Annotated in this window: 20 protein-coding genes; 11 read left to right on the forward strand and 9 right to left on the reverse strand. The window is 68.9% G+C overall.

From position 1 onward, the window contains the following. Positions 1 to 3: 3 nt before the first annotated feature. Positions 4 to 1,635 carry an alpha/beta hydrolase gene (locus tag E1261_RS10205; RefSeq protein WP_202874571.1) on the forward strand — a complete coding sequence of 544 codons (1,632 nt, stop codon included), beginning with the start codon at positions 4 to 6 and terminating at the stop codon, positions 1,633 to 1,635. Positions 1,636 to 1,678: 43 nt separating this feature from the next. Next, positions 1,679 to 2,407 (forward strand): helix-turn-helix domain-containing protein, encoded by a 729-nt coding sequence (locus E1261_RS10210; RefSeq protein WP_132405175.1) that lies wholly within the window; start codon positions 1,679 to 1,681, stop codon positions 2,405 to 2,407. A gap of 12 nt (positions 2,408 to 2,419) precedes the next feature. On the opposite strand, the gene proB is transcribed toward E1261_RS10210, so the two are convergent. From proB to E1261_RS10250, 8 genes are all read right to left on the reverse strand, one after another. Next, complete coding sequence (gene proB, locus E1261_RS10215) at positions 2,420 to 3,532, reverse strand: glutamate 5-kinase (protein WP_132405177.1); 1,113 nt, start codon at positions 3,530 to 3,532, stop codon at positions 2,420 to 2,422. A 6-nt stretch (positions 3,533 to 3,538) separates the two neighbouring features. After that, positions 3,539 to 5,122: a GTPase ObgE gene (gene obgE, locus E1261_RS10220; protein WP_132405179.1), complete on the reverse strand. Its 1,584-nt coding sequence runs from the start codon at positions 5,120 to 5,122 to the stop codon at positions 3,539 to 3,541. A 143-nt stretch (positions 5,123 to 5,265) separates the two neighbouring features. After that, a complete protein-coding gene (gene rpmA / locus E1261_RS10225) occupies positions 5,266 to 5,526 on the reverse strand; it encodes a 50S ribosomal protein L27 (protein WP_132405181.1) in 261 nt (86 codons plus the stop codon). Between the two features lie 12 nt (positions 5,527 to 5,538). Next, on the reverse strand, positions 5,539 to 5,853 hold the full coding sequence (rplU, locus tag E1261_RS10230) for a 50S ribosomal protein L21 (protein ID WP_132405183.1): 315 nt from the start codon (positions 5,851 to 5,853) through the stop codon (positions 5,539 to 5,541). A 169-nt stretch (positions 5,854 to 6,022) separates the two neighbouring features. Next, positions 6,023 to 9,475: an Rne/Rng family ribonuclease gene (locus E1261_RS10235; protein ID WP_132405185.1), complete on the reverse strand. Its 3,453-nt coding sequence runs from the start codon at positions 9,473 to 9,475 to the stop codon at positions 6,023 to 6,025. Positions 9,476 to 9,617: 142 nt separating this feature from the next. Beyond that, complete coding sequence (locus E1261_RS10240) at positions 9,618 to 10,445, reverse strand: TIGR03936 family radical SAM-associated protein (protein WP_132405187.1); 828 nt, start codon at positions 10,443 to 10,445, stop codon at positions 9,618 to 9,620. 143 nt (positions 10,446 to 10,588) lie between these two features. Beyond that, complete coding sequence (locus tag E1261_RS10245; RefSeq protein ID WP_132405189.1) at positions 10,589 to 11,092, reverse strand: anthrone oxygenase family protein; 504 nt, start codon at positions 11,090 to 11,092, stop codon at positions 10,589 to 10,591. A gap of 106 nt (positions 11,093 to 11,198) precedes the next feature. Further along, positions 11,199 to 13,460, reverse strand: coding sequence for a M64 family metallopeptidase (locus E1261_RS10250; RefSeq protein WP_202874573.1), 2,262 nt, complete (start codon positions 13,458 to 13,460; stop codon positions 11,199 to 11,201). 149 nt (positions 13,461 to 13,609) lie between these two features. On the opposite strand from E1261_RS10250, the gene E1261_RS10255 reads away from it, so the two are divergent. From E1261_RS10255 to E1261_RS10280, 7 genes are all read left to right on the forward strand, one after another. Then, positions 13,610 to 14,413 carry a lysophospholipid acyltransferase family protein gene (locus E1261_RS10255; protein WP_132405191.1) on the forward strand — a complete coding sequence of 268 codons (804 nt, stop codon included), beginning with the start codon at positions 13,610 to 13,612 and terminating at the stop codon, positions 14,411 to 14,413. Between the two features lie 38 nt (positions 14,414 to 14,451). Beyond that, a complete protein-coding gene (locus E1261_RS10260) occupies positions 14,452 to 15,330 on the forward strand; it encodes a prephenate dehydratase (protein WP_132405193.1) in 879 nt (292 codons plus the stop codon). Between the two features lie 43 nt (positions 15,331 to 15,373). After that, entirely contained in the window at positions 15,374 to 16,291 is a 918-nt protein-coding gene (locus E1261_RS10265) for an aminoglycoside phosphotransferase family protein (RefSeq protein WP_132405195.1), read from the forward strand. Next, positions 16,291 to 17,268, forward strand: a complete 978-nt coding sequence (locus E1261_RS10270; RefSeq protein WP_165952441.1) for a GNAT family N-acetyltransferase — start codon at positions 16,291 to 16,293, stop codon at positions 17,266 to 17,268. The genes E1261_RS10265 and E1261_RS10270 overlap by 1 nt, the downstream gene beginning before the upstream one ends. Before the next feature lie 181 nt (positions 17,269 to 17,449). Then, positions 17,450 to 19,591: a DUF8189 domain-containing protein gene (locus E1261_RS10275; RefSeq protein ID WP_238176110.1), complete on the forward strand. Its 2,142-nt coding sequence runs from the start codon at positions 17,450 to 17,452 to the stop codon at positions 19,589 to 19,591. 110 nt (positions 19,592 to 19,701) lie between these two features. Next, positions 19,702 to 19,863 carry a hypothetical protein gene (locus E1261_RS45210; protein ID WP_165952442.1) on the forward strand — a complete coding sequence of 54 codons (162 nt, stop codon included), beginning with the start codon at positions 19,702 to 19,704 and terminating at the stop codon, positions 19,861 to 19,863. 2 nt (positions 19,864 to 19,865) lie between these two features. Further along, positions 19,866 to 21,095 carry a M28 family metallopeptidase gene (locus E1261_RS10280; protein ID WP_202874575.1) on the forward strand — a complete coding sequence of 410 codons (1,230 nt, stop codon included), beginning with the start codon at positions 19,866 to 19,868 and terminating at the stop codon, positions 21,093 to 21,095. Here the strand turns inward: E1261_RS10280 and E1261_RS10285 are convergent. Then, positions 21,088 to 21,630 (reverse strand): hypothetical protein, encoded by a 543-nt coding sequence (locus E1261_RS10285; protein ID WP_132405197.1) that lies wholly within the window; start codon positions 21,628 to 21,630, stop codon positions 21,088 to 21,090. The genes E1261_RS10280 and E1261_RS10285 overlap by 8 nt on opposite strands. 22 nt (positions 21,631 to 21,652) lie before the next feature. On the opposite strand from E1261_RS10285, the gene E1261_RS10290 reads away from it, so the two are divergent. Then, a complete protein-coding gene (locus E1261_RS10290; RefSeq protein ID WP_238176111.1) occupies positions 21,653 to 22,102 on the forward strand; it encodes an HAD family hydrolase in 450 nt (149 codons plus the stop codon). Positions 22,103 to 22,246: 144 nt separating this feature from the next. Beyond that, a complete protein-coding gene (locus E1261_RS10295; RefSeq protein ID WP_132405199.1) occupies positions 22,247 to 22,618 on the forward strand; it encodes a hypothetical protein in 372 nt (123 codons plus the stop codon). The last annotated feature ends 73 nt before the right edge of the window (positions 22,619 to 22,691 follow it).

A 22,691-nucleotide genomic window follows, 5' to 3' on the forward strand; every position in this document is an offset into this window, starting at 1 on the left:
AGGATGCAGCATCGACGAATCGCACGCAGTGGTCTGGCCCTGGTGGTGACGGCTGGTCTCGCCGGGACGTTGCTGGCCGCCGCGCCGGCCACCGCTGAAGAGGTCAAGACCGCTCCTGCCGCGACCAAGCCGGTCTGGGGTAAATGTCCGACGGGGGTGGCACCTGGATCACCGCAATTGCAGTGCGCGAAAATCCCGGTGCCGCTGGACTACGCCAAGCCCGACGGCCGGAAGATCGAGATCATGATCTCCCGGCTCGCCAGCGCGAAGCCGGCCAAGCGGCGAGGTGTTCTGCTGCTCAACCCGGGCGGCCCGGGCGGATCAGGTTTGTCACAGCCCGCTGACCTGGTCGCGTTGGGACTACCGGCGACCGTCTCCGCGGCGTACGACCTGATCGGTATGGATCCGCGCGGCGTCGGCCACTCGTCACCCGTGAGCTGCGGTTTCCTGGCCGACGACATGTATCAGGCCAACATCCCGCCGTACGCCAAGAACTCGGCCGATGTCGCCAAGCAGGCCAAGATCGTCCAGCGGGTGGCCGCTCAGTGCGCGGCCAACGACAAGGCCGGGCTGCTCCCGCACATCTCGACAGCCAACACCGCCCGCGACATGGACCAGATCCGGATCGCACTCGGCGAGCAGAAGATCAACTTCTTCGGAGCCTCCTACGGTTCGGCGCTGGGCGCGGCCTATGCCTCGATGTTCCGCGAGCGGACCGACCGGATCGTGCTGGACAGCAACCCCGGCACCACGTCCTTGGATCGTGCCGCCGTCCGGCGGTTCGGGCTGGGCCTGGAGCTACGGTTCCCGGACTTCGCCAAGTTCGCCGCCGAGCGCCACGCCGCCTATGGGCTCGGCCGGACCCCGGCCGAGGTGCGAAGGAACTTCTTCGCCCTGGCCGACCAGTTGGATCGCAAGCCCGTCGACGGAATCGACGGCAAAACCTTCCGGTTCGGCATGTTCGCCTCGGCGTACAAAGAATCGCAGTTCCCGGTGATGGCCCAGATGTGGCAGTCGCTGGCCGGCTCCGATGACGCCGCCGTCCGCCGCCAGCGGACGGACAGCCGGATGCCAGAGGTCCGCGCCCTGCCCGGGTTGAGCGCCGGCTCGGTCGCTCGAGGCGCGGCACCGTCGCCGCATGACAATGCCTTCTCCGCGTTTCTCGCGGTCACCTGCAACGACACGGCCTGGCCGACGGACGTCGCGACGTACCAGCGGGATGTCGCCGAGGCTCGCAAGCGCTTCCCGATGTTCGGTGCCGCCGGCGCGAACATCGCTCCCTGCGCGTACTGGCCGCGGCCGGCCGAACCGCCCGTGCAGATCACGAAGGACGGACCGGCCAACATCCTGATCCTGCAGAACCTGCGTGACCCCGCCACCCCGCATGTCGGCGGAGTGCTGCTGCGCAAGACTTTCGGGGACCGGGCCCGGCTGGTGAGCGTCGACGCGGGTCGACACGGCGTCTACGTGTACGACGACAACCCGTGCGCACTCAACCTCACCACCACCTACCTGGTCGACGGGACACTGCCCGGGCGGGATCAGTTCTGCTCGGCGTCGACGCAGTCCGGGTTGAAGCTCGACGCCGCTGCCCAGCGGAACCGGGCCGCCGTACTCGATCGCCTGGGTCGGTGACCCAGTAGCGTCGAGGACGAACGACGTACGGAAGGGGTGAGCCGTGGCGTGGAGTACGCGTCAGGTCGCGGAGCTGGCCGGGACGACCGTGAAGGCCGTGCGGCACTACCACAAGGTCGGCCTGCTCGATGAGCCCGAGCGCGACACCAACGGGTACAAGCGCTACGGCGTCCCCCACCTCGTGCGGCTGCTGCGGATCCGGCGCCTGTCCGACCTCGGAGTCTCCTTGCCGCAGATCGCGGCGATGGGCGATGCCGACGAACACCCACAGGAAGCGTTGCGCCTACTGGACGCCGAACTCGCCGCCGCGGTCGACCGAATCCAGCGCGTCCGGGCCGAACTGGCCCTGATCCTGCGCGAGAGCCTGCCGACCGACCTGCCGGCTGACCTCGCAGCCACCGTGGGCAACTTCTCCGAGGCCGACCGCCAGATGATGGTGGTGTACAGCCGGGTGGCCGGCCCGGCCGGACTCGATGCCTACCGGCGGATGCTGACCGAGTACGAACACACTCGCGCCGACATCGAGTTCGACCAGTTGCCCGCCGACGCAGACGAAGACACCCGGCGCGAGCTGACGGCACGGCTTCTCCCCCACGCCATCGACATCCTCGGCAAGCATCCCGACCTACGCAGCGCCCAGGACCAAGCGCCCGGAGGGACGCGGCGCATCGCCCACACCCTCGGCACCGCCATGACCGAGATCTACAACGAGGCGCAAGTGGACATCCTCACCCGGATCGGGAAGGAGCTACGTCAACGAGACCAGAAGTAACCGGGTGGGTGTTTACAGCAGGACCAGGTCGTCTCGGTGGACGACCTCTCGTTCGTAGGCCGGGCCTAGTTCGCGGGCCAGGTCGCGGGTGGAGCGACCGAGCAGCCCGGGGAGCTCGAGGGCGTCGTAGTTGACCAGGCCGCGGGCGACGACGACACCGGACGGCGAGACCAGGTCTACGGGGTCGCCGGCCACGAAGGTGCCTTCGACGGCGGTGATGCCGGCGGGGAGTAGCGACGTACGGCGCTCTGTCACGGCCCGGACTGCGCCTTCGTCGAGCCGGAGGATGCCGACACCGGAGGTTGCGTGCGCGAGCCAGAGCATGCGCGTCTTCTGCCGGCGGCCGGTCGGATGGAAGAGCGTGCCAACTCGCTTGCCCTGCAAGGCGTCCGCCACCAGCGCTGCCGAGGTGAGGACGACCGGGATCCCGGCCTCGGTGGCGATCGCGGCGGCCTCGACCTTGGTCTGCATGCCGCCGGTACCGACGCCGGACGAACCGGTCTTGCCGATCGCGAGCGGCTCCAGGTCGGCGGCGCCACGCACCTCGGTGACCATCGTCGTGCCCGGTTTGCGCGGATCGCCGTCGTACAGGCCGTCGACGTCGGACAGCAGCAGCAACAGATCGGCGTGCACGAGGTGGCTGGTCAGCGCGGCCAGGCGATCGTTGTCGCCGAAGCGGATCTCGGTGGTCGCGACCGTGTCGTTCTCGTTCACGATCGGTACGACGCCCAGCTCCAGCAGGCGGGCAAACGTCCGGAACGCGTTGCGGTAGTGGCTGCGCCGGGTCACGTCGTCGACGGTCAGCAGCACCTGGCCGACCCGCAGGTTGTGCGCAGCGAACGCATCGCTGTAGCGAGCCATCAGCTCGCCTTGCCCGACCGAGGCCGCCGCCTGCTGCGTCGCCAGGTCACGCGGTCGCGAACGCAGTCCCATCGGCGCCAGCCCGGCCGCGATCGCCCCGGACGAGACGAGCACGATCTCGGTCCCGGTCGCCCGGCGCGCCGCAATGGCGTCGACGAGCGGCCGGAGCCGGTCCAGGTCGATCCGGCCGCGCTGGGTCAGCGACGACGAACCGACCTTGACGACAATTCGCGTGGCCGCAACAGCCTCCGCGCGTTGGTCCATCAGGTATCAACCGTTCTGGTCGAGTTCCTTTTGCAGAGCGAGCTCGCGTGCTTCCTTGCGCGCCAGCTTCTCTGCCTTCTCCGCAGCTCGCTTGGCCTCGGCCGGGGACAGGTCGACCTCGTCCTCGACCCAGCCCTGCCCGTACTCCGACAGGTCGGTCTTGGCCTCCCCGGACCGGAGCGCGTGGTACTCCTCGTCCTTGCGCCGGCGCCGCTGCAGCGCGGGCCGGTCCTCCTCCAGCCGCTGGTCCTCGCCACGCCGCGACAGCAGCTCGGCGCCGGCCTGGACCTCGGGCGCGAAGTCGAACATGACCGCGTTCGGGCCGTCGCCGATGACGACCCCGTCGCCCTCCATCGCGCCGAGCTCCAGCAGCTTCTTCTCGACACCGAGCCGGTTCAGCCGGTCGGCCAGGTAGCCGACGGCCTCCGCGTTCGTGAAGTCGGTCTGCTTGACCCAGCGCTCGGGCTTCTCGCCCTGCACCAGCCAGCCGCCGTCCTCCGGCAGCTTCTTGACCTTGAACTCGGGCCCGCCCTGGACCTGCGGCCGGATGATAATCCGCGTGTTGTCGGGCTTCTCCTGCTCCGCACGACGCTTGACCACGATCTCGGCCATCGCGAACTTGAGCGCGTCCAGGCCCTCGTGGCTCGCGGTCGAGATCGGGAAGACGCGCAACCCGCGGCCCTCCAGCTCGGCCTGCACCATCTCCGCGATCTCGCGCGCGTCCGGTACGTCGATCTTGTTCAGGGCAACGAGTCGCGGCCGGTCCTCGAGCCCGCCGTGGGCCGTCAGCTCGGCCTCGATCGTGTCGAGGTCGCTGAGCGGGTCACGGCCTGGCTCGTACGTCGCGCAGTCGATGACGTGCACGAGTGCCGCACACCGCTCCACGTGGCGCAGGAAGTCGTGCCCGAGCCCGCGGCCCAGGCTGGCGCCCTCGATCAGACCCGGTACGTCGGCCACCGTGAAGGTGGTCTCGCCCGCGACCACGACCCCGAGGTTCGGAATCAGGGTGGTGAAGGGGTAGTCGGCGATCTTCGGCCGGGCGCGGCTGATCGACGCGATCAGCGACGACTTGCCCGCACTCGGGAAGCCGACCAGACCGATGTCCGCGACAACCTTCAGCTCGAGGACGAGCGTGCGCTCCTCCCCGTCCTCACCGAGCAGCGCGAAACCAGGCGCCTTGCGGGCGCTGCTGGCCAGCGCCGCGTTGCCGAGACCGCCCTTGCCGCCTTGTGCAGCAACGAATTCGGCACCGGGGCCAACGAGGTCGGCGAGCACTTCGCCGTCCGAGGTGCTGATGACCGTGCCGTCCGGGACGGGCAGTACGACGCTGTCGCCGTTGCTGCCGGCCTGGTTGTCACCCTTGCCCTGGGCACCGTTCGTCGCGGTGCGGTGGCTGGAGCGGTGGTAGTCGACGAGCGTGGTGGTGTCCGGGTCGACGCGCAGGATCACACTGCCGCCGTCACCACCGTTGCCGCCGTCGGGACCGCCGAGGGGCCGGAACTTCTCCCGGTGCACCGAGGCACATCCGTGTCCGCCGCGGCCCGCGGTGACGTGCACCGTCACGCGGTCGACAAAACTGGGGATTGCCATCGGTGCTTCTCAACTTCCTGTAGGTAGTGCAACTTGCTTGGTGCTTAAGACAGCAGCTGTGCTTTACACAGCAAAAGGGCGGGTCCGCGGTATTCCGCGACCCGCCCTCCTGGAAGAGCTGTGACAAAACCCGGGTGGCGGTACTACTCCGCCGGGGCCGGGACGATGTTGACGACGCGGCGACCGCGCCGGGTGCCGAACTCCACCTTGCCCTCGGCGAGCGCGAACAGCGTGTCGTCGCCGCCACGGCCCACCAGGTTGCCCGGGTGGAAGTGGGTGCCGCGCTGGCGAACGATGATCTCGCCGGCGTTGACCAGCTGGCCGCCGTACCGCTTCACGCCGAGCCGCTGCGCGTTGGAGTCACGACCGTTGCGGGTCGAGGCCGCTCCCTTTTTGTGTGCCATGAGTTAATCAGCTCACTTCTTCGCGTCGATCGCGGTGACCTTGACCTGGGTGTAGTGCTGACGGTGCCCCTGGCGCTTCCGGTAACCGGTCTTGTTCTTGTACTTCAGGATGTGGATCTTGGGGCCCTTGGTGCGGCCGAGAACCTCAGCCGACACGGCAACCTTGGCCAGCGCCGCCGCATCGGTCGTCACGGTGTCGCCATCGACAACCAGGACTGCCGGCAGGACGACGGTGTCGCCCGCCTTGTCCGTGAGGCTGTCGATCTCGATGACATCGCCGACGGCGACCTTCTGCTGGGTGCCGCCACTGCGCACGATCGCGTACACCGTGGATCTCACTCTCTGCTGGAATGGAAAACTTACTGGGGGCCTGCACAGACCATGCGGCCCACACAAACATGGCACGCGGAACGCGCGCCGAAGCTCAAGTTTACGGGTCCCCTCACAGACGGGTCAAACTGGCTCACCCGGCCCCGAGGGGACGCCGCTCACATTGTCAGCTGCTGGTGCTCACGAGCTCCGGGGCATCGCTGGCTGCGGTGGACCCGTTACTGCTCGATTCGGCCTCAGCGGCCGCCTTACCGCGGCCCCGGCTGCTGCGCCGACGTCGCGTGCTCTTGGTGCCGTTCTGCGCCGATTCCGGCTCGTCCGCCGGTACGTCGGCCGTCGGGAACCCGGTGGCTTCCGGGCTCACGGACTCGTCCGCCTGGGCGGAAACGGGGTAGCCGGTCGGCTCCGGTGCGTCGTTGGCGGCCGACTCCTCGGCGTCCTTCTTCGCGGAAGCTGCGGCGATCTGGGCCAGTCGCTGGGCGGCGTCCGCGTGCTGCTGAGCGGTCTCCGCCTCGGCGCCCTCCTCGTCGGAGCGGCCCTTGCCGCGGCGACGACGTGAGCTCTTCCGGCCGGTCTCCTCGGCCTGGGCAGCCGGCTTGCTCTGCTCCGGGCCGTTGTTGCCACCGTTGCCGTTAGCGCCGTTGCCGCCGCCAGTGTTGCCACCCGCGTTGCCCCGGCCACCGTCCCGGCGACGGGACTCCTTCGGCTCGTCGTGCAGGATCAGGCCGCGGCCACCGCAGTGGTCGCAGTTCTCACTGAAGGCCTCGAGCAGACCGGTACCGATCCGCTTCCGGGTCATCTGGACCAGGCCGAGCGAGGTGACCTCCGCTACCTGGTGCTTGGTCCGGTCGCGGCCCAGGCACTCGACCAGGCGACGCAGGACGAGATCCCGGTTCGACTCCAGGACCATGTCGATGAAGTCGATCACGATGATGCCGCCGATGTCGCGCACCCGGAGCTGGCGGACGATCTCCTCCGCCGCTTCCAGGTTGTTCTTGGTGACGGTCTCCTCGAGGTTTCCGCCGGACCCGGTGAACTTGCCGGTGTTGACGTCGACGACCGTCATCGCCTCGGTGCGGTCGATGATCAGCGAACCACCCGACGGCAGCCAGACCTTGCGGTCCAGCGCCTTCTTGATCTGCTCGTCGATCCGGAAGTTGGCGAAGACATCGCTGTCCCCGGTCCACTTCTCGACCCGGTCGGCCAGGTGCGGTGCCACGCCGGCGACGTACTCGCGCACCTCGTCGACTGCATCGCTGCCGGAGATGACCAGCTTGGTGAAGTCCTCGGTGAACAGGTCGCGGACGACGCGGATCAGCAGGTCGGGCTCGGCCGACAGCATCTGCGGGGCCTGGCCGTTCTTCGACTTCTTGTCGATCTCGGCCCAGACCTCCTGCAGGCGGCTGACATCCGCGGTCAGCTCCTCCTCGGACGCACCCTCGGCCGCGGTCCGGACGATCACGCCGGCCTCGTCGGGGACGATGTCCTTCAGGATCGTCTTGAGCCGGTTCCGCTCGGTGTCGGGGAGCTTGCGGCTGATGCCGCCGTTCCCGCCGCGCGGGACGTAGACGACGTACCGGCCCGGGAGGCTGATCTGGTTGGTGAGCCGGGCGCCCTTGTGACCGATCGGGTCCTTGGTCACCTGGACCAGGACCGCCTGACCGGACTTCAGCACCTGCTCGATCTTGCGCGGGCCGTTGGCCCCGCCGAGCGTGGCCCAGTCGACCTCACCGGCGTACAGGACCGCGTTGCGGCCCTTGCCGATGTCGATGAAGGCCGCCTCCATGCTGGGCAGCACGTTCTGCACGCGACCGAGGTAGACGTTGCCGATCAGCGAGGTGTGCTCGGCCTGGGCGACGTAGTGCTCGACCAGGACGTTGTCCTCGGAGACCGCGATCTGGGTCAGGTCCTCACGGGACCGGATCACCATCGTCCGCTCGACCGACTCACGCCGGGCCAGGAACTCGGCCTCGGACACGATCGGCGCCCGGCGGCGACCGGCGGCGCGACCCTCGCGGCGACGCTGCTTCTTCGCCTCCAGCCGGGTCGAGCCCTCGATCGCGGTGACCTCGTTGGACGTGTTCTTGCTGCGCGGCTCACGCACCCGGACGACGATCTCGTCGGGGTCGTCGGCGGCGCTGGTGCCCTCTTCGCCCTTGCGGCGACGGCGACGCCGGCGGCGACGCGACGAGCTGCCACCGTCCTCACCGTCGTCGGCAGAGTCCTGCTCGTCGTCGGCCGAGGCTTCGGCGTCGTCGGAATCCTCGCCGTTCTCGTCCTGCTCGTCGGCGCTGTCCTCGGCGTCACCGGTCTTGCGGCGGCGACGGCCGCCACGACGGCGACGGCGGCGACGGGTGCCCTCGGCGGACTCGTCCTCGTCGCCGTCCTCAGCCTGTACGTCGTCGGTCTGCTCGTCGGTGTCCTCGTCGGCCTCGTCGGTCTCTTCCTCGTCCTCAAGCTCCTCGACGGGCTCGACGACCTCTTCGCGCGCCTGGCCGCGACGGCTCCGGCGGCGACGCGAGGTCGTCGGCTGCTCGTCGTCGCCGGACTCTGCGATCGGCTCAGCCTCGACCGCAACCTCTGCGGCCTGGTCGGTCTGGGTGTTCTTGGCGCCGCGACGGCTCCGCGAACGGCTCGTCGGGGCCGGGTCGGTCGCCTCGACCGGGCTGGTCGCCGCGGCCTGCGCCGGAGTCTCGGTCTGTGCCTGCCCCGCCGGAGCGGTGCTCGGCACGGTGGGCGCCTGGAACAGCACGGCAGCTGCGGCCGGAGCCCGCCGACGCGTGCGTCGGGTGGTGGTCTCGTCAGCAGCCGGTACGTCGGCAGCGGCCGTCGTCTCGTCTGCCGTCGGGAAGAGCGGGGTGGCCTCGGATGCGGCGGGCGCGTCGGCGGCGGACTGGCCGCCGCGGCGCCGCGAAGTGCGCTTGCCGGCGGTGCGGCCGGAGCCGGCTCCCGCTGCGGTGTCGGCGGCAGCGCTGGAGTCGGCTCCAGTAGCGCTGGCCGGGGCGGCGGGGCTGCCCACGACGTGGGAGCTGCCGGTGAACGTGGTCGGACGGGTGGCGACGGCGCCAGTGGACGCGGTCGCGTCGGTGGCTTCGCTCGCGGTGTCAGCGGCCGCGCCACGGCGGGAGCGCGTACGGCGGGCAGGCGCGGAGTCCGGCGTACCGGTCTGCTCGGCGTCGGCTACCGGGCCGTCGGTGACGGGGGTGTCGGTCGCGACCAGGGTGGCGGCGGCCTTCTTGGTGGTGGTGCGCTTGCGCGCGGTCGTCTTCTTGGCCGGGGCCGGGGTCTCCTCGACGACCGGCTCGGCGGTCGTCTTGGCGGCGCGCTTGGTGGCGGCGCGCTTGACCGGGGTCTCGGCGGCGGCCTTCTTGGCCGGTGCCTTCTTCGCGGCGGCCTTCTTGGCCACGGCCTTCTTCGCCGTCCGCGGCGCCGGGTCGGCGGCCACGTCGTCCGACTGGGTCGGGACGTCGGCGGACTTGGCGACCCGCTTGCGGGCGGTCGTGGTGGCCTTCTTCGCCGCGGTCTTCTTCACCGTCGTCTTGGCGGTGACTGTCTTCTTCGCGCTGGAAGCGGCGGAGACAGCCTTGGCTGCCTCGGTGGTCGGCTCGTTGTCGAGCATGTGGTGCGGTCTCCTCAAGCCCGGCGGCGCTGCCTGCGACCCCTGTCACGGGTCCGGCGCTGCCACCTGGCGGTCACGGTTCGCCGCTCCTGGCCGTTGAGCCCGGGCGACGGAAGCCTGCTGGATCCGCTCCGCCCGCACTTCAGGGCACAGAGGGAGCGGCGGCGTCGCCCTCCGCTGTATGCGTCTGGTGGGGACCTGCCTGGCCGGTCGCGGTCGCCTGGTTGGCGTCGCGGTCACGAGCGAGCGGGTCGTCCACTGTGCCGGTTGCCGCGATCAGCGGGCCCTGGGCGAGCCTGGTCAGAAGAGCCGGGCCCGTCACCGGGAGCGTCGCTACTTCGAGCAAGCCGGCGAGAACGTCGTCGGGTCTCACGGCCGGGGTTCCGTGCCGTAACACCACTTGCAGTATCGCACATGTCTCAACCGACCCCGGTTCACTGCCGACGGTGAGTCGGAGAACGGCGTCCCGACAGTCGAACGAGCGAATGCCCCGTTTGGTCATGCGCTCGACCGTGATTTCGGTCCGGGCCAGGAACGCCTCGACCGCCGCGGCGGCCGGCTCGGGATCCACCCCCGGTAACGCGATCCGCCACTCACTGACCTCCAGCCGCTCGGCCAGCGCACCCGGCCCGGCGACGACCACCTCGAGCACATCCAGCCCGGGCGGCAGCGCCTCGTCCAGCGCGGCCCGGACCTGCTCGGCGTCCCGCTCATGTGTGAGCGAGATCTCCAAGTACTCCGCCTCGGAGGCAGCCCCGGTGGGCGCGGCCCCGGCGTACGAGATCTTCGGGTGCGGACTGAAACCGTGCGAGAAGGCCACCGGGAGCTCGGCGCGCCGGACGGCACGCTCGAACGCCCGCTGGAAGTCGCGGTGTGAGGTGAATCGCAGCCGCCCACGCTTGGCGAACCGGATCCGCAGTTTCTGGACCGCGGGGAGCTGCTGCGACGGCGGAGCTTGAACAGGTGCCACCCCCACATTGTGTCAGCCATCCTCCGAAGGACAGGACGTATAGCCCCACTGGGCGCCGGCGCCGCGCTCGGCGCGGCCGGTTTCGGCGCCGGATCGGCATATACGTCCTGTCCGTCGGGCGATCCCACCACCTCGGGAAGCGCTTACCCGGGTTGGGTGGCGGATTTGCCGGTGAGGTAGAGGGCCCAGGCGAGGAGGGCGAAGGCGGTCAGGTCGAGGACGGTGCGGATGTTGTTGAAGGTGCGCCAGCGGGCCTCGTCGAAGGCGGCGCGGGCGGCGGTGACGTCGATCGTGTTCGGATCGCCGGCCGCCTTGAGCGCATCGTTCAGGGGGACGTTGACCGCGATCGTCAGGATCATCGTGATCAGGTAGAGGACGAAGGCCGCCGCAATCCACGGCAGCGCCTTCTCCTTGAGGCTGAGCACCCCGGCCAGCGCCGTGAGCAGCAGGCTGCCGAGGAAGCCGAGCCCGAGGAACGCCGGGTTCATGATCGCCCGGTCGGCCGCCTGGAAGGCCCCGACGAAGGTTTTGTCGTCGACCTTCGCGAGCCCGGGCATGAAGGCCATCCCGTACGCCCAGTAGACCCCGGCCATCAGCCCGGTCGTGATCGTGGCCGCCATCAGCGCCGCCACCCGCAGTCCGTTCATGTCGCTCCTCCCAGTACGGCGGGCGTCGTCCCGCCGTACTGAGAAAGTTAGGGCAGCGGACCTGTCACCGACATGTCGCGAAAACTCACGTTGATGTCTGGGCAGCTCAGAGCTTGGCGCACTGCCCCGATCGGGGTCCGGCCACCTGGTTCGGGGCTTCCAGGTTGGTCGGGGCGGCGGTGTTGCCGGAGCAGGACAGCGGCCCGCTGATCGTGTTGCCGGCCAGCGCGACCGGATCGCTGGTGGTCGCCGTACCGACCCAGACGGGGCCGCTGATCGTGCTGCCGATGAGGGCCGCGCTGCGGGTGGTTCCGGACAGCGAGACCGGTCCGCGGATCGACGTACGGAGCAGGTGTACGTCGGCCGCCTTGGACGCGTTGACCGGGCCGGAGATCCGGGCATCCGTGGCGACCAGCGAGGCGCCGGCAGCGATCTGGATCGGGCCGTTGACCGTTGCTCCGGTCAAGCAGGTAACGCCGGATCGCAAGGCCAGCGGGCCGTTGTGGGTCCCGGTGATCGTCGTCGTGCAGGTCGGGGCCGGGCGCAACAACGTGACCGCGAACCGCTCCGCCGTACCGATGTTGCCGGAGGCATCGATGGCCCGGTACTCGACCTGGTGCCGGCCGTAGCCCGGCGGAACGTCGTCCCACGGGACCACCCGCGGTACGCCGAGTTTGCCGTAGACGAGCTGGTCGATCGCGGTCCCCTCCGCGGTGAACTTGAACGGTGCGGAGGCATCCGTCGGCCAGCCGAAGTAGTTGAACCAGCCGTCCTTGTCGACGCGGAACTCCGGTACGACGTACCCGGTGCTGTCGTCGGTCGCAGCCAGCTTCATCGTGAAGGCGTCGTTGTAGATGTACTCCGGTCCGGTCGGCTTCTGAACCATGACGAGCGGCTTGGACATCGTCGAGGTGACCTTCGGTTCGACGCCGTCGACCTCCCAGGTCAGGGTCTCGCTACCGGCGGTCGCGGTGAGGGTATGGCGGCCGGTCAGCTTGAGCGCGCCGAGGTCGAAGTCGCGGTCGTTGCCGGGGTTCTCGACCGGCTGACCGTCCAGTTTCCAGGCGATCGCGGGCTGGTCGGTGTCCGATTGCGTGGTCTCGGCATACACGACCTCCGCCGCGTTGACCGGGTGGTCGGTGGCGGTGGATCCGGTGAAAGCGACCGGGGTGGCGCTGGGCTGGGCCGTCAGGGTGGTGTTGACCGTCCAGGTCCGGGACGCGGTCGGCCGTACGGCGGGATCGCGGATGAAGCCGGTGGGGTCGACGATCTTGGCGGTGAGCGTGTGCAGACCGGGCGCGAGGTCGAGCGTGGCGAGGTCGATCGCGCGCTGGTTGCCGGTCGGGAGGGTCCGGCCGTCGAGGGTCCAGGTGACGTCGAGTTCGTGGCTGCTCGGGTGCAGGGTCTGCAGCCAGACGACCTGGTCCGGGGCCACCTGACCGGTCGGCGTACTCGCCTGGAACAGGTTGGCGCGGGACGAGATCCGCTGCGTCATCCGCTCCCGCGAGATCTGGTCGAAGTAGTAGCCGAGGGTCTTCATCATCGAGTGCCGGCTCGGCCGCCAGACGCCGGAGCCGGCGTACATGCCGCCCTCGTGACGCCCGATCGTGCCGCCGGACTCGGACGGCTCCCCCAGCCAGCGGAACCATTTCTGCTGCTGGTCCCGCATCTGCTGCTCGGTCAGCAGCGAATGGTGGATCGACGACGGCTCCGAACCCTGGTACGGCGCTCCGCGGTCGCCGCGAGCGTAATAGTCGTACTCGTCCTGGAGGCCGCCGAGCGAATGACCGAGCTCGTGCGGGGTGATCAGGGCGGACAGGGCGTTCCCGCCGGAGGCCGTGGCGTAGGTGCCGCCGGCCCCGCCGTACGTGTCGCTGTTGCCGATAGCAAGGATCTGCCGGTTGGCCGCGGCGGTGCCCGGGACGAGGTCGGCGTACGAGATCGCGGCCGTGGAACTGACGGTCAGCAGGCGCTGGACGCTGTTCGGGTTGCAGCCGCCCCAGAAGCCCATGTTGAGCGGGGTGTCGACCTTGGGCGAGGTGAGGTTCGGGTCACAGTCGACGCCACTTTGGGGTGAGGCGATCTCGACGGCGTACACGTTGATGTAGTTCCGGTACGACTTGAACGGCTCGATGCTCCAGAGGACGTTCAGGTGTTTGTCGAGCTGCTCGCGGAATTTCGGCAGATCGGTGGCGGTGTAGCCGTCACCCATCACGATCAGGTTGAACCGGGAGGCGGCCGGGCCGGTCACCTGGAGCGGGACCACCTTCGCTTCCGGAGCCACCTCGTCGGCCTGCGCCGCCGTACCGGTCCCTAGCAGCGCGGCGGCAAGAAGGCCGACTACCGCCGTCAAACGTCTGGTCCTCACGAGCACTCCCCTACCACGGCGACACTGCCGTCAGCAGCTTACGAACGCCGGGCCGAGCCTGTCAGGACCTTCCGCGTGGCGACTTTGCCCCCAACCGGGCCCGCGTGCGGCATCATGTGGGTTCGGGGAACAGTGAGGAGAGGACATCGATGACGGAACCGGCGCAGTCGCCACGGCCAGACCGCAGGGTGGATCCGGTGGTGGACGCGGCGGCGGACGGTGACGGCAAGGGCATCTACTGGGTGCTCCGGAACGTCCTGGTCGGCCCGCCGGTCAAGCGGCTCTTCCGGCCGATCGTGGTCGGCGCCGAGAACGTCCCGGCCAAGGGTGCGGCGATCATCGCCAGCAACCACCTCTCGTACGCCGACTGGATCTTCATGCCGCTGGCCCTGCGCCGGCGCGTGACGTTCGTCGCAAAATCGGACTACTTCACCGGGGCCGGGATCAAGGGCCGGTTCCAGCGCGGGTTCTTCAAGGGCACCGGCCAGGTCCCGATCGACCGCTCCGGCGGTTCGGCGTCCGAGGGCGCGATGCGGGCCGGGATGAAGGTGCTCGAGCGCGGCGACCTGTTCGGCATCTACCCCGAAGGCACCCGCTCACACGACGGCCGCCTGTACAAGGGGCGGACCGGTGTCGCCCGGCTGGCGCTCGAGGCGAAGGTTCCGGTGATCCCGTGCGGGGTGATCGGCACCGACGTGGTCGCGCCGCCCGGCAAGGTGGTGGCGTCGTTCGCCTCCCCGACGGTCAAGTTCGGCGAGCCGCTGGACTTCTCCCGGTACGAGGGGATGGAGAGCGACCGGCTCATCCTGCGCGCGGTCACCGACGAGATCATGTACAAGATCATGGAGCTGTCGGGGCAGGAGTACCTCGACATGTACGCCACCAAGGCCAAGGCACTCGAGGGCCGGGCGACCACCGGAGCCCCGAAGAAGGTCCGCAAGTCGGACACCTGATCCGCGGGGTGAGATGACGCGGGTCTAGTCTGGGTGCTGTGGACGGACCGATCGCGTACCAGGGTGAGCCCGGAGCCAACTCGGCGATGGCGTGCACCGAGATGTTTCCGGACCGCGAGCAGCTGCCCTGTACGACGTTCGAGGACGCTCTCGAGGCGGTGAGCAGCGGCCGCGCCGGGCTGGCGATGATCCCGATCGACAACTCGATCGCCGGCCGGGTCGCCGACATCCACCACCTGCTGCCGGAGTCCGGGCTGCACATCATCGGCGAGTACTTCCTGCCGATCCACTTCCAGCTGATGGCCGTGCCGGGTACGTCGATCGACCAGATCCAGACGGTCCGCAGCCATGTGCACGCGCTCGGGCAGTGCCGCAAGATCATCCGCGAGCACGGGTGGTCGACTGTGGTTGCCGATGACACGGCCGGTGCGGCTCGTGAGGTGGCCGAGCTTGCTGATCCGGCGGTGGCCGCGTTGTCACCACGGGCCGCGGCGTCGCTCTACGGGCTGGAGACCCTGGCCGAGGACGTCGAGGACGAGCACCACAACACGACCCGATTCCTCGTGCTGGCCCGCGAACCCGTCGTACCGCCGGTCGGTTCCGGTCCCATCGTCACGAGCTTCGTCTACCGCGTCCGGAACGTGTCGGCTGCCCTCTACAAGGCACTCGGCGGGTTCGCGACCAACAGCGTGAACATGACCAAGCTGGAGTCCTACCAGCTGGGCGGCATGTTCTTCGCAACCCAGTTCTACGCCGACATCGAAGGCCACCCCGAAGACCCGAACGTCGCCCTCGCGATGGAAGAACTGGCCTTCTTCTCCGTCGAGGTCCGCCTCCTGGGCGTCTACCCCGCCCACCCCTTCCGCGCCCAAATCGCCGAACCAGCCGCCAACCGAGCCCTCCGGCCGCACCACTAAAGTCGATTGACGGGTGTCAGGTTGCCTGTGAGGCTCCCTGGCTATGTCGACGGTCGCGAAGCTGCACGATGACGAAGTAGAGATCGACGCGCAGCTCGTGGCGCGTCTGCTGGCGGAGCAGTTCCCGCAGTGGGCCGGTGCGCCGATCGAGGTGGTGACCGCCTCGGGGACCGACAACGTGACGTTCCGGGTCGGTGAGGAGCTGGCCGTGCGGCTCCCCCGGACTGTCGGTTCGCAGGGTCAGGTCGAGAAGGACCTCGCCTGGCTGCCCAAGCTCGCCCCGCACCTTCCCCTCGCCGTACCCGAACCGCTCGCCCTCGGCGAACCAGGCGCGGGCTACCCCTTCACCTGGGGCGTCTACCGCTGGCTCGACGGCGAACCCTTCGAACTCGACCAGCTCGCCGACCCGAACGCGACCGCCCGCGACCTCGCCGAGTTCATCCGCTGCCTGCAGACCGTCGACATCACCGGCGCCCCTGTCCCGCCGGACAACCCCTTCAGCCGCGGTACGCCGCTCGCCCCGCGGGACGCGATGTTCCGCGAGGCCCTCGACCAACTGCGTGACGAGTTCGACGTCCCGCTGGTCCTCGCCGCCTGGGAGGCGTCGCTGGCCGCCGACACCTACACCGGTCCACCTCGCTGGGTCCACGGTGACCTGATGTCCGGCAACATTCTCGTTGCCAACGGCAAGCTCTCGGCCGTGATCGACTTCGCCACGGCCTGGGCCGCCGACCCGGCCGCCGACGTACTGACCGCCTGGTGGATCTTCGAAGGCGATTCCCGGCGAGCGTTCCGCGAAGCCCTGGAGGTCGACCCGATCACCTGGACCCGCGCCCGCGGCTGGGCGCTCTCCCTGTCGATGATCGCCATCCCCTACTACCGAACCCGCATCCCCGGCCCGGTCGACACCACCCATCCCTTCATCACCGACCTCCTCGAAGACTTCAAGGCGGACAACTGATGGAGATCGTGGCGGTGGACGGGCGAGACGTCGAGGCGTTCGACAAGTTCTACGAGGTGAAGTACGGGGTTCGGCGGGAGCTGGAGTTTCCGGTGGGGATGGGGCTCGAGGAGGCCCGGGTGTTCATGGCTCGGGAGCATGCCGAGGTGCGGGCCGACGGGGTTGGCGTCGTGGTCGACGGGACGTGGGTCGGGGTCGCGTGGTTCGACTGGTGGCTGGTGGGCAACATCGACGCGGTCGACGTGGAGATCGCGGTCGCGGCCGAGCACCGGCGGCGCGGGGTGGGTTCGCGGTTGCTGGAGGTTGCGATCGAGCGGGCACAACAAGCCGGCCGGAAGGTACTGAGCGGGTCGGATCTCACCGGGGATCCGGTGACGGGTGAGAGCGCCGGTACGGCGTTCGCCCGCGCCCGCGGGTTCGTGCGCAAGCATGCCGAGCTGCATCAAGTGCTCGAACTTCCGATCGTCATTGCGGAGAAACCCGTTGCTGGGTACGAGATTGTGCAGTGGCGGGAGCACACGCCGGACGAATGGATCGAGCAGTTCGCCGATCTGCAGACCGGGATGAGTGCAGATGTGCCGGCTGGTGACCGGACGACCGAGACCGTGCACTGGACTCCGGAGCTGATTCGCGATGCGGAAGCTCGGCGGATTGCTCAAGGACGGTTCACGTATGCCACGGCCGCAGTGCACACCGCGAGCGGCGAACTGGCGGCGTACACGCAAATGGGCGGTACGCCGGAGACGCCGGACCGGCTGAGCCAGTACGACACGTATGTCCGGCGATCCCATCGTGGTAACGGACTTGGGCTCGCCGTGAAGGCGCCGAACCTTCGCGCACTGCAAGAAGGTGTCGCTCGAGCCGCCGTACTGCACACCTGGAACGCACCGGAGAACACCCCGATGATCGCTGTCAACAACAAGCTCGGCTTCCGTCCGGTGGCGCAGCGGACGAACTGGGAATTCCTAGTCTCGTAAGGGGTTGTGCGCTCGGCGTGATCGGAGGATGGTGAAGGCAGAGCAGTGACTTGGGGGCCGACTGTTCGGCGGGAGAGGGCGGGACGATCCGTCCTCGGCCGTGGGGTGTGCTGGGGGTGATGGCTCGACGGTCCGGCGTGTGCCGGCCTGCTTCACGTGCCCCTGCGTTAGGGGGAAAGACATGCCGCGCAAGGCCAATGGGAGAGCATCGGCGAACGGCACGCCGGTCACGGGGATGAGCAGCGCGACCGGGGGCGCTGCGGGGATGAACGCGGCGCCGGGTGGTGGCGCCATGAGTAGCGCGGCGGGTGGCAACCCGAAGATGAGTGGCGGTGGTGCGTCGAGCAGCACGGAGTATCCGGCGCGGCGGCAGTGCGGTGTGATGGACGTGCACCGCCGGCTGCTGTCGACCTCACCCGAGTACGCCGCCGCCCGGTCGGCACTGGAGAACGCGACAACGCAGTACGTGGCCCGCCAGCAACGGTTCAGCGGTGTCGTGCGGATCCCGTGTGTGGTGCATGTGGTGTGGAAGACGGCCGCGCAGAACGTCTCGCAGGCCCAGATCGACAGTCAGATCGAGGTCCTGAACCACGACTTCCGCGCGACCAACGGCGACATCGGATTCGTGCCGGCACCATTCACGAGCCTGGTCGCGGATTCGCGGATCGAGTTCTTCCTGGCGACCGAGGACCCGGCCGGCAACCCGACGACCGGCGTCACCCGGACGCAGACGACAGCCGCGTCGTTCAGCTCGGACGACCGGATCAAGTCGTCGGCGACCGGCGGTATCGATCCCTGGCCGACCGACCGCTACCTGAACATCTGGGTCGGCCAGCTCGGCGGCGGGCTGCTCGGGTACGCACAGTTCCCGGGTGGGCCGGCGGAGACCGACGGTGTGGTCATCCTGCACTCCGGGTTCGGCACCAACGGTACGGCGGCCGCGCCGTTCGATCTCGGCCGGACGACGACCCACGAGGTCGGCCACTACCTCAACCTGTTCCACATCTGGGGAGACGACGGCACCGGCTGCAGCGGCACCGACGAGTGCGCCGACACCCCGAACGCCGGTGGCCCGAACTTCGGCGTACCGACGTTCCCGAAGCTGTCCTGCAGCAACGGGCCGAACGGCGACCTGTTCGTCAACTACATGGACTACACCGACGACCGCGGCATGGTGATGTTCACCCACGACCAGGCCGCGCGGATGGAGGCCTGCCTGGACACAGTCCGGACGGGGTTACCCGCGCCAAGCATCAGCTCCGGTACGCCGGAACCGGCCGGCTCGGTGGTGTCGTGGGGCTCGGACCGGCTCGACACGTTCGTGCTCGGGACGGACCTGGCGACGTACCACAAATGGTGGGACGGATCGGCCTGGGGACCATCGGTCACGGGGTACGAGAGCCTCGGCGGGATCTGTCTGAGCGCTCCCGAGGTGGCGTCGTGGGCGCCGAACCGGCTGGACGCCTTCGTGCTGGGGACCGATCACGCGGTCTATCACCAGGCCTATGCCGGTGCCGGCTGGTCCGGCTGGGAGAACCTCGGCGGCGTCTGCATGAGCCCGCCGCGACTGGCGACCTGGGGACCGAATCGGCTGGATGCGTTCGTGCTCGGGACGGACCGCGCGCTCTACCACAAGTGGTGGGACGGGACCGCCTGGGGACCATCGGTCGACGGCTACGAGTACCTCGGCGGGATCTGCATGAGCCCACCCGAAGTAGTTGCCTGGGGCCCCGATCGGCTGGACGTGTTCGTGCTCGGCACCGACAACGCGACGTACCACCAATGGTGGGACGGCACGGCGTGGTCGGGCTGGCAGTCCCTCGGCGGCGTCTGCGCTTCGCCACCGCGGGCTGTTGCCTGGGGCCCGAACCGGCTCGACCTGTTCGTGATCGGGACCGATTCCGCCTTGTACCACAAGTGGTTCGACGGTACGGCATGGTCCGATTGGGAATCGCTCGGCGGCATCTGCACATCGGCGCCGACTGTCGTCTCGTGGGATGCGAACCGACTGGATGTCTTCGTGTTGGGAACCGATTCGGCGCTGTACCACCAGTGGTGGGACGGGTCGACCTGGTCCGGCTGGGAGTACCAGGGCGGCGTCTGCACCGACGAGCCGCGCGTGGTCTCGTGGGGACCGAACCGGCTGGACGTCTTCGTCACCGGAACGGACAGCCAGCTCTACCACAAGTGGTGGGACGGATCCGCCTGGGGACCGTCGCTCACGGGGTACGAAGCACTCGGCGGCACGATCTCGGACTTCAAGGTCACCATCCCGACTGAGATCCCGACCGAGCCCGCGCTTGGAGAGGTGGTGCTCAGCTGACCACCCACCTGCCCGGCCGGTGGACGCACTCCTTCGAGGAGGACCACGACGGAGTCACCGTCTACCGCCGCGACGACTACGCCTTCCCGCCGGCCCGCGGCCGGCGGGGGGTGCAGTTCCGCCCTGATGGCAGCCTGCTCGAGTACGCGATCGGCCGCGGTGACGCCCCGGAGGAACGCCCGGCCGGCCGCTGGACGCCCGACGGCCGCCTCACGAACGGCCGCATCATCACGGCAACCCCTGACCGTCTGGAAATTCGCTGGGAGGAATAGCTATGCCCGCCTCACCCGTCCGGTACCGCGTCATCCCCACCCCTGACCTGGCACCGGCACGGGCTGGGGTGAAGGCCGCCCATTTCGGCGAGCAGACAGTGGTCTGGGGTGAACACGTCGGCCGTGGCGCACGGATGGCGCCTGGGTTGTTGCTGGTGACGCAGGTGGGGCGGAGTTTTCAGGACGAGTTCCCCGACGTGAAGCCGGTGCTCGATCGCGGGCGGCATCTGGTGATCTCGGCAGCCGACAAGCCCCGGAAGCGCTCGAACCATTGCTGGCGGGTCGAGGCACTGCACGCCGGCACAGTAGTGGCGTTGCCCGAGCAGGTTGCCACGCGGGTGGACCCGACGATCGCCGGACTACTCGCGGAACTGGACCCAGCGTCGTACCAGACTGATGTGACGTGGTTCGCGAGCTTGCCGACACGGCACTCGCACAGTACGTCGTTCGTCACGGCAGTGGAGTATGCCGAGCAGCGAATGGTTGCCCTCGGCTACCAAACGCGGCGGCAGCCGATCACCGTCGGCACGAAACCGTCGCAGAACCTGATCGGCGAACGCGCGGGTTCCGGGGACGGCGTCGTACTGGTCACGGCGCATCTCGACTCGATCAACCTGGCCGGTGGTGCGAGTGCCCCCGCGCCCGGTGCAGATGACAACGCGAGCGGTTCAGCCGGCGTACTCGAGCTCGGCCGCGTGCTGGCAACCAAGAACTGGCAGCACGACCTCCGGTTGATTCTCTTCGGCGGTGAGGAGGAGGGGCTCTACGGCAGCAAGCAGTACGTCGCCGCGCTGCCACCGGCCGAGCGGGCACGGATCCGCGCGGTCCTCAATCTCGACATGATCGCCAGCAAGAACAGCACCACCCCGACTGTTCTTCTGGAAGGAGCTCCACTGTCCTCGGGCCTGGTCGACGACCTGGCGACCGCGGCCGCGACGTACACCGGTCTTGCTGTGGAAACCTCGTTGAACCCGTTCGCGAGCGATCACGTCCCGTTCATCACCGCCGGGATCCCCGCGGTCCTGGCGATCGAAGGCAGCGACAGCGCGAACAGTCACATCCACTCCGCGACCGACACCCTCAACTTCCTCAACTGGCCGCTCGCCGCGGAGATCCTCCGGATGAACACGGCCGCCCTCGCCGGCTGGCTGCAGCCCGTCACCGCGCGCCCGCGCCCGGCCGGCTCGATCGTGTCGTGGGGGCCGAACCGCATCGACATCTTCGTCACCTGAACGTCCAGGCCGGATGCGCGGCCGCCAGCAGCGACCGATGGCCGGCCCAGTCCTGCGCTGCCAATGAGGTCGGGTCGAGCAGCTCGGGCCGACCCGAGTAGAGCTCATACCCCCAGGTGAACGCTGCGACCGGCTCCACGATGCGGGAGCGGATGACATCCGGTACGACGACCAGGAAGGTCTCGGCGCGCCAGGTCCCGTCGGGGTCCGCGGGGTGGACCGGGGCGTCGAAGAAGGTCGGCAGGTAGCCGTAGCTGGAGAAGGGATCGACCCTCGACAGGTTCGGGACCAGGTCGACCGTGGCGGACCCGCCGTGGGTGACCACCTGGATCCAGCCCATGATGGCCTCGATCCCCTGCCCGTGATACCGCAGAGCCGCCGTACAGACGGGGAAGCCGCGGAGGCTCTCCGCGTCCAGGTCAGGGACGATCAGTGGGTGACCGGACGCCCACGGATCGTCGTTCGGGATCACGCGCACGGAGATCAGCCCGCGGTGCCCCCGGGTCTCGAACGGAATCGACATCTCACGTCGCATACCCCAACCGTATGCTGCAGGTGTGTGGAGTCGATGCCTGAACGCTCGTGACCTTGATATCCGGGCGGTGGTGTTCGACTTCGACGGGTTGCTGACGGACACCGAGACGACCATGGTCGAGAGCTGGCAGGACGAGTGGAGGTTCCACGGGCTGGAGCTGGATCTCGAGCGGTTCTGGCCGGGGCACGGCGGCGACGTGACCGAGGACCGGTACGACGTACTGGCGGCTGCCGTCGGCGCCGAGTTCGACCGGGCGGCGAGCCACGCGCGACGGACTGCGCATCGGGAGCGGCTGCATGCGGAGCTCGACTTCCGGCCGGGGATCCGCGCGTGGCTGGAGTCGGCACGGGAGCTCGGGCTGCGAGTTGCCATTGCCAGCAGCTCGCCGAGCGGCACGGCGTGGCCGCGGCCCAGGCGGCCGGGATGTTCGCGGTCGCGATCCCGAATCCGTACGTCGAGCCCGCGCTCGTGAAGGCGGCCGACCTGGTTCTGGGCAGCGCTGACGATCTGCTGCTCGGCGAACTGCTTCTCTCAGCAGCGTCGAAAGGCTCGACCTCGGTTACCAAGTGACCTAATCTGCTGCTCTTCTGTTAATTGATAACCGAAGGGACTGGGGATGAGGAAACTTCTGGTCACGGCCACCGCGCTGGCGGCGGCTGTTGTAGGTATGTCGGCACCCGCACAAGCGAGCACGGCCGGCACGCAGGCCTGCGACCTGGGCATCGCGAAGGGTGTGTACACCAGTGCCAACATGCTGTACGTCGGTGTGCGGCTGGACGGCTGTTCGACCAGCGTCACCGAGGTCAGGGTCGAGCTGTGGCGGTCGGACAGCGCGAGCGGGCCGTTCACCAAGTTCGACGAGGCCAACGCGTACTCCGGTGGGGCCGCGTGGTTCGGGCCGGGCACCGACTGTGGCTACTGGAAGGGCGTCGCGCTCTGGCAGGACCAGAGCGAGACGACTCCGAATGTGAACTTCGCCTGCAGCTGACGAACGAGTGATCCGGGGCCCGTTGTCCCGCGGGCCCCGTGTCCTCTTGAGGTCAACCAGCACCACCGGCGGT

This window comes from Kribbella albertanoniae (assembly GCF_004348455.1).
GTDB lineage: Bacteria > Actinomycetota > Actinomycetes > Propionibacteriales > Kribbellaceae > Kribbella > Kribbella albertanoniae.

Excerpts from the sequence above, each read along its gene's own strand:
- obgE (WP_132405179.1), bottom strand. The coding sequence starts at position 5,122 with ATGGCAATCCCCAGTTTTGTCGACCGCGTGACGGTGCACGTCACCGCG.
- E1261_RS10285 (WP_132405197.1), bottom strand. The coding sequence starts at position 21,630 with ATGCGACGTGAGATGTCGATTCCGTTCGAGACCCGGGGGCACCGCGGG.
- E1261_RS10270 (WP_165952441.1), top strand. The coding sequence starts at position 16,291 with ATGGAGATCGTGGCGGTGGACGGGCGAGACGTCGAGGCGTTCGACAAG.
- E1261_RS10275 (WP_238176110.1), top strand. The coding sequence starts at position 17,450 with ATGCCGCGCAAGGCCAATGGGAGAGCATCGGCGAACGGCACGCCGGTC.
- E1261_RS10255 (WP_132405191.1), top strand. The coding sequence starts at position 13,610 with ATGACGGAACCGGCGCAGTCGCCACGGCCAGACCGCAGGGTGGATCCG.
- rpmA (WP_132405181.1), bottom strand. The coding sequence starts at position 5,526 with ATGGCACACAAAAAGGGAGCGGCCTCGACCCGCAACGGTCGTGACTCC.
- proB (WP_132405177.1), bottom strand. The coding sequence starts at position 3,532 with ATGGACCAACGCGCGGAGGCTGTTGCGGCCACGCGAATTGTCGTCAAG.
- E1261_RS10235 (WP_132405185.1), bottom strand. The coding sequence starts at position 9,475 with ATGCTCGACAACGAGCCGACCACCGAGGCAGCCAAGGCTGTCTCCGCC.
- E1261_RS10245 (WP_132405189.1), bottom strand. The coding sequence starts at position 11,092 with ATGAACGGACTGCGGGTGGCGGCGCTGATGGCGGCCACGATCACGACC.
- E1261_RS10280 (WP_202874575.1), top strand. The coding sequence starts at position 19,866 with ATGCCCGCCTCACCCGTCCGGTACCGCGTCATCCCCACCCCTGACCTG.
- E1261_RS10205 (WP_202874571.1), top strand. The coding sequence starts at position 4 with ATGCAGCATCGACGAATCGCACGCAGTGGTCTGGCCCTGGTGGTGACG.
- E1261_RS10265 (WP_132405195.1), top strand. The coding sequence starts at position 15,374 with ATGTCGACGGTCGCGAAGCTGCACGATGACGAAGTAGAGATCGACGCG.
- E1261_RS10295 (WP_132405199.1), top strand. The coding sequence starts at position 22,247 with ATGAGGAAACTTCTGGTCACGGCCACCGCGCTGGCGGCGGCTGTTGTA.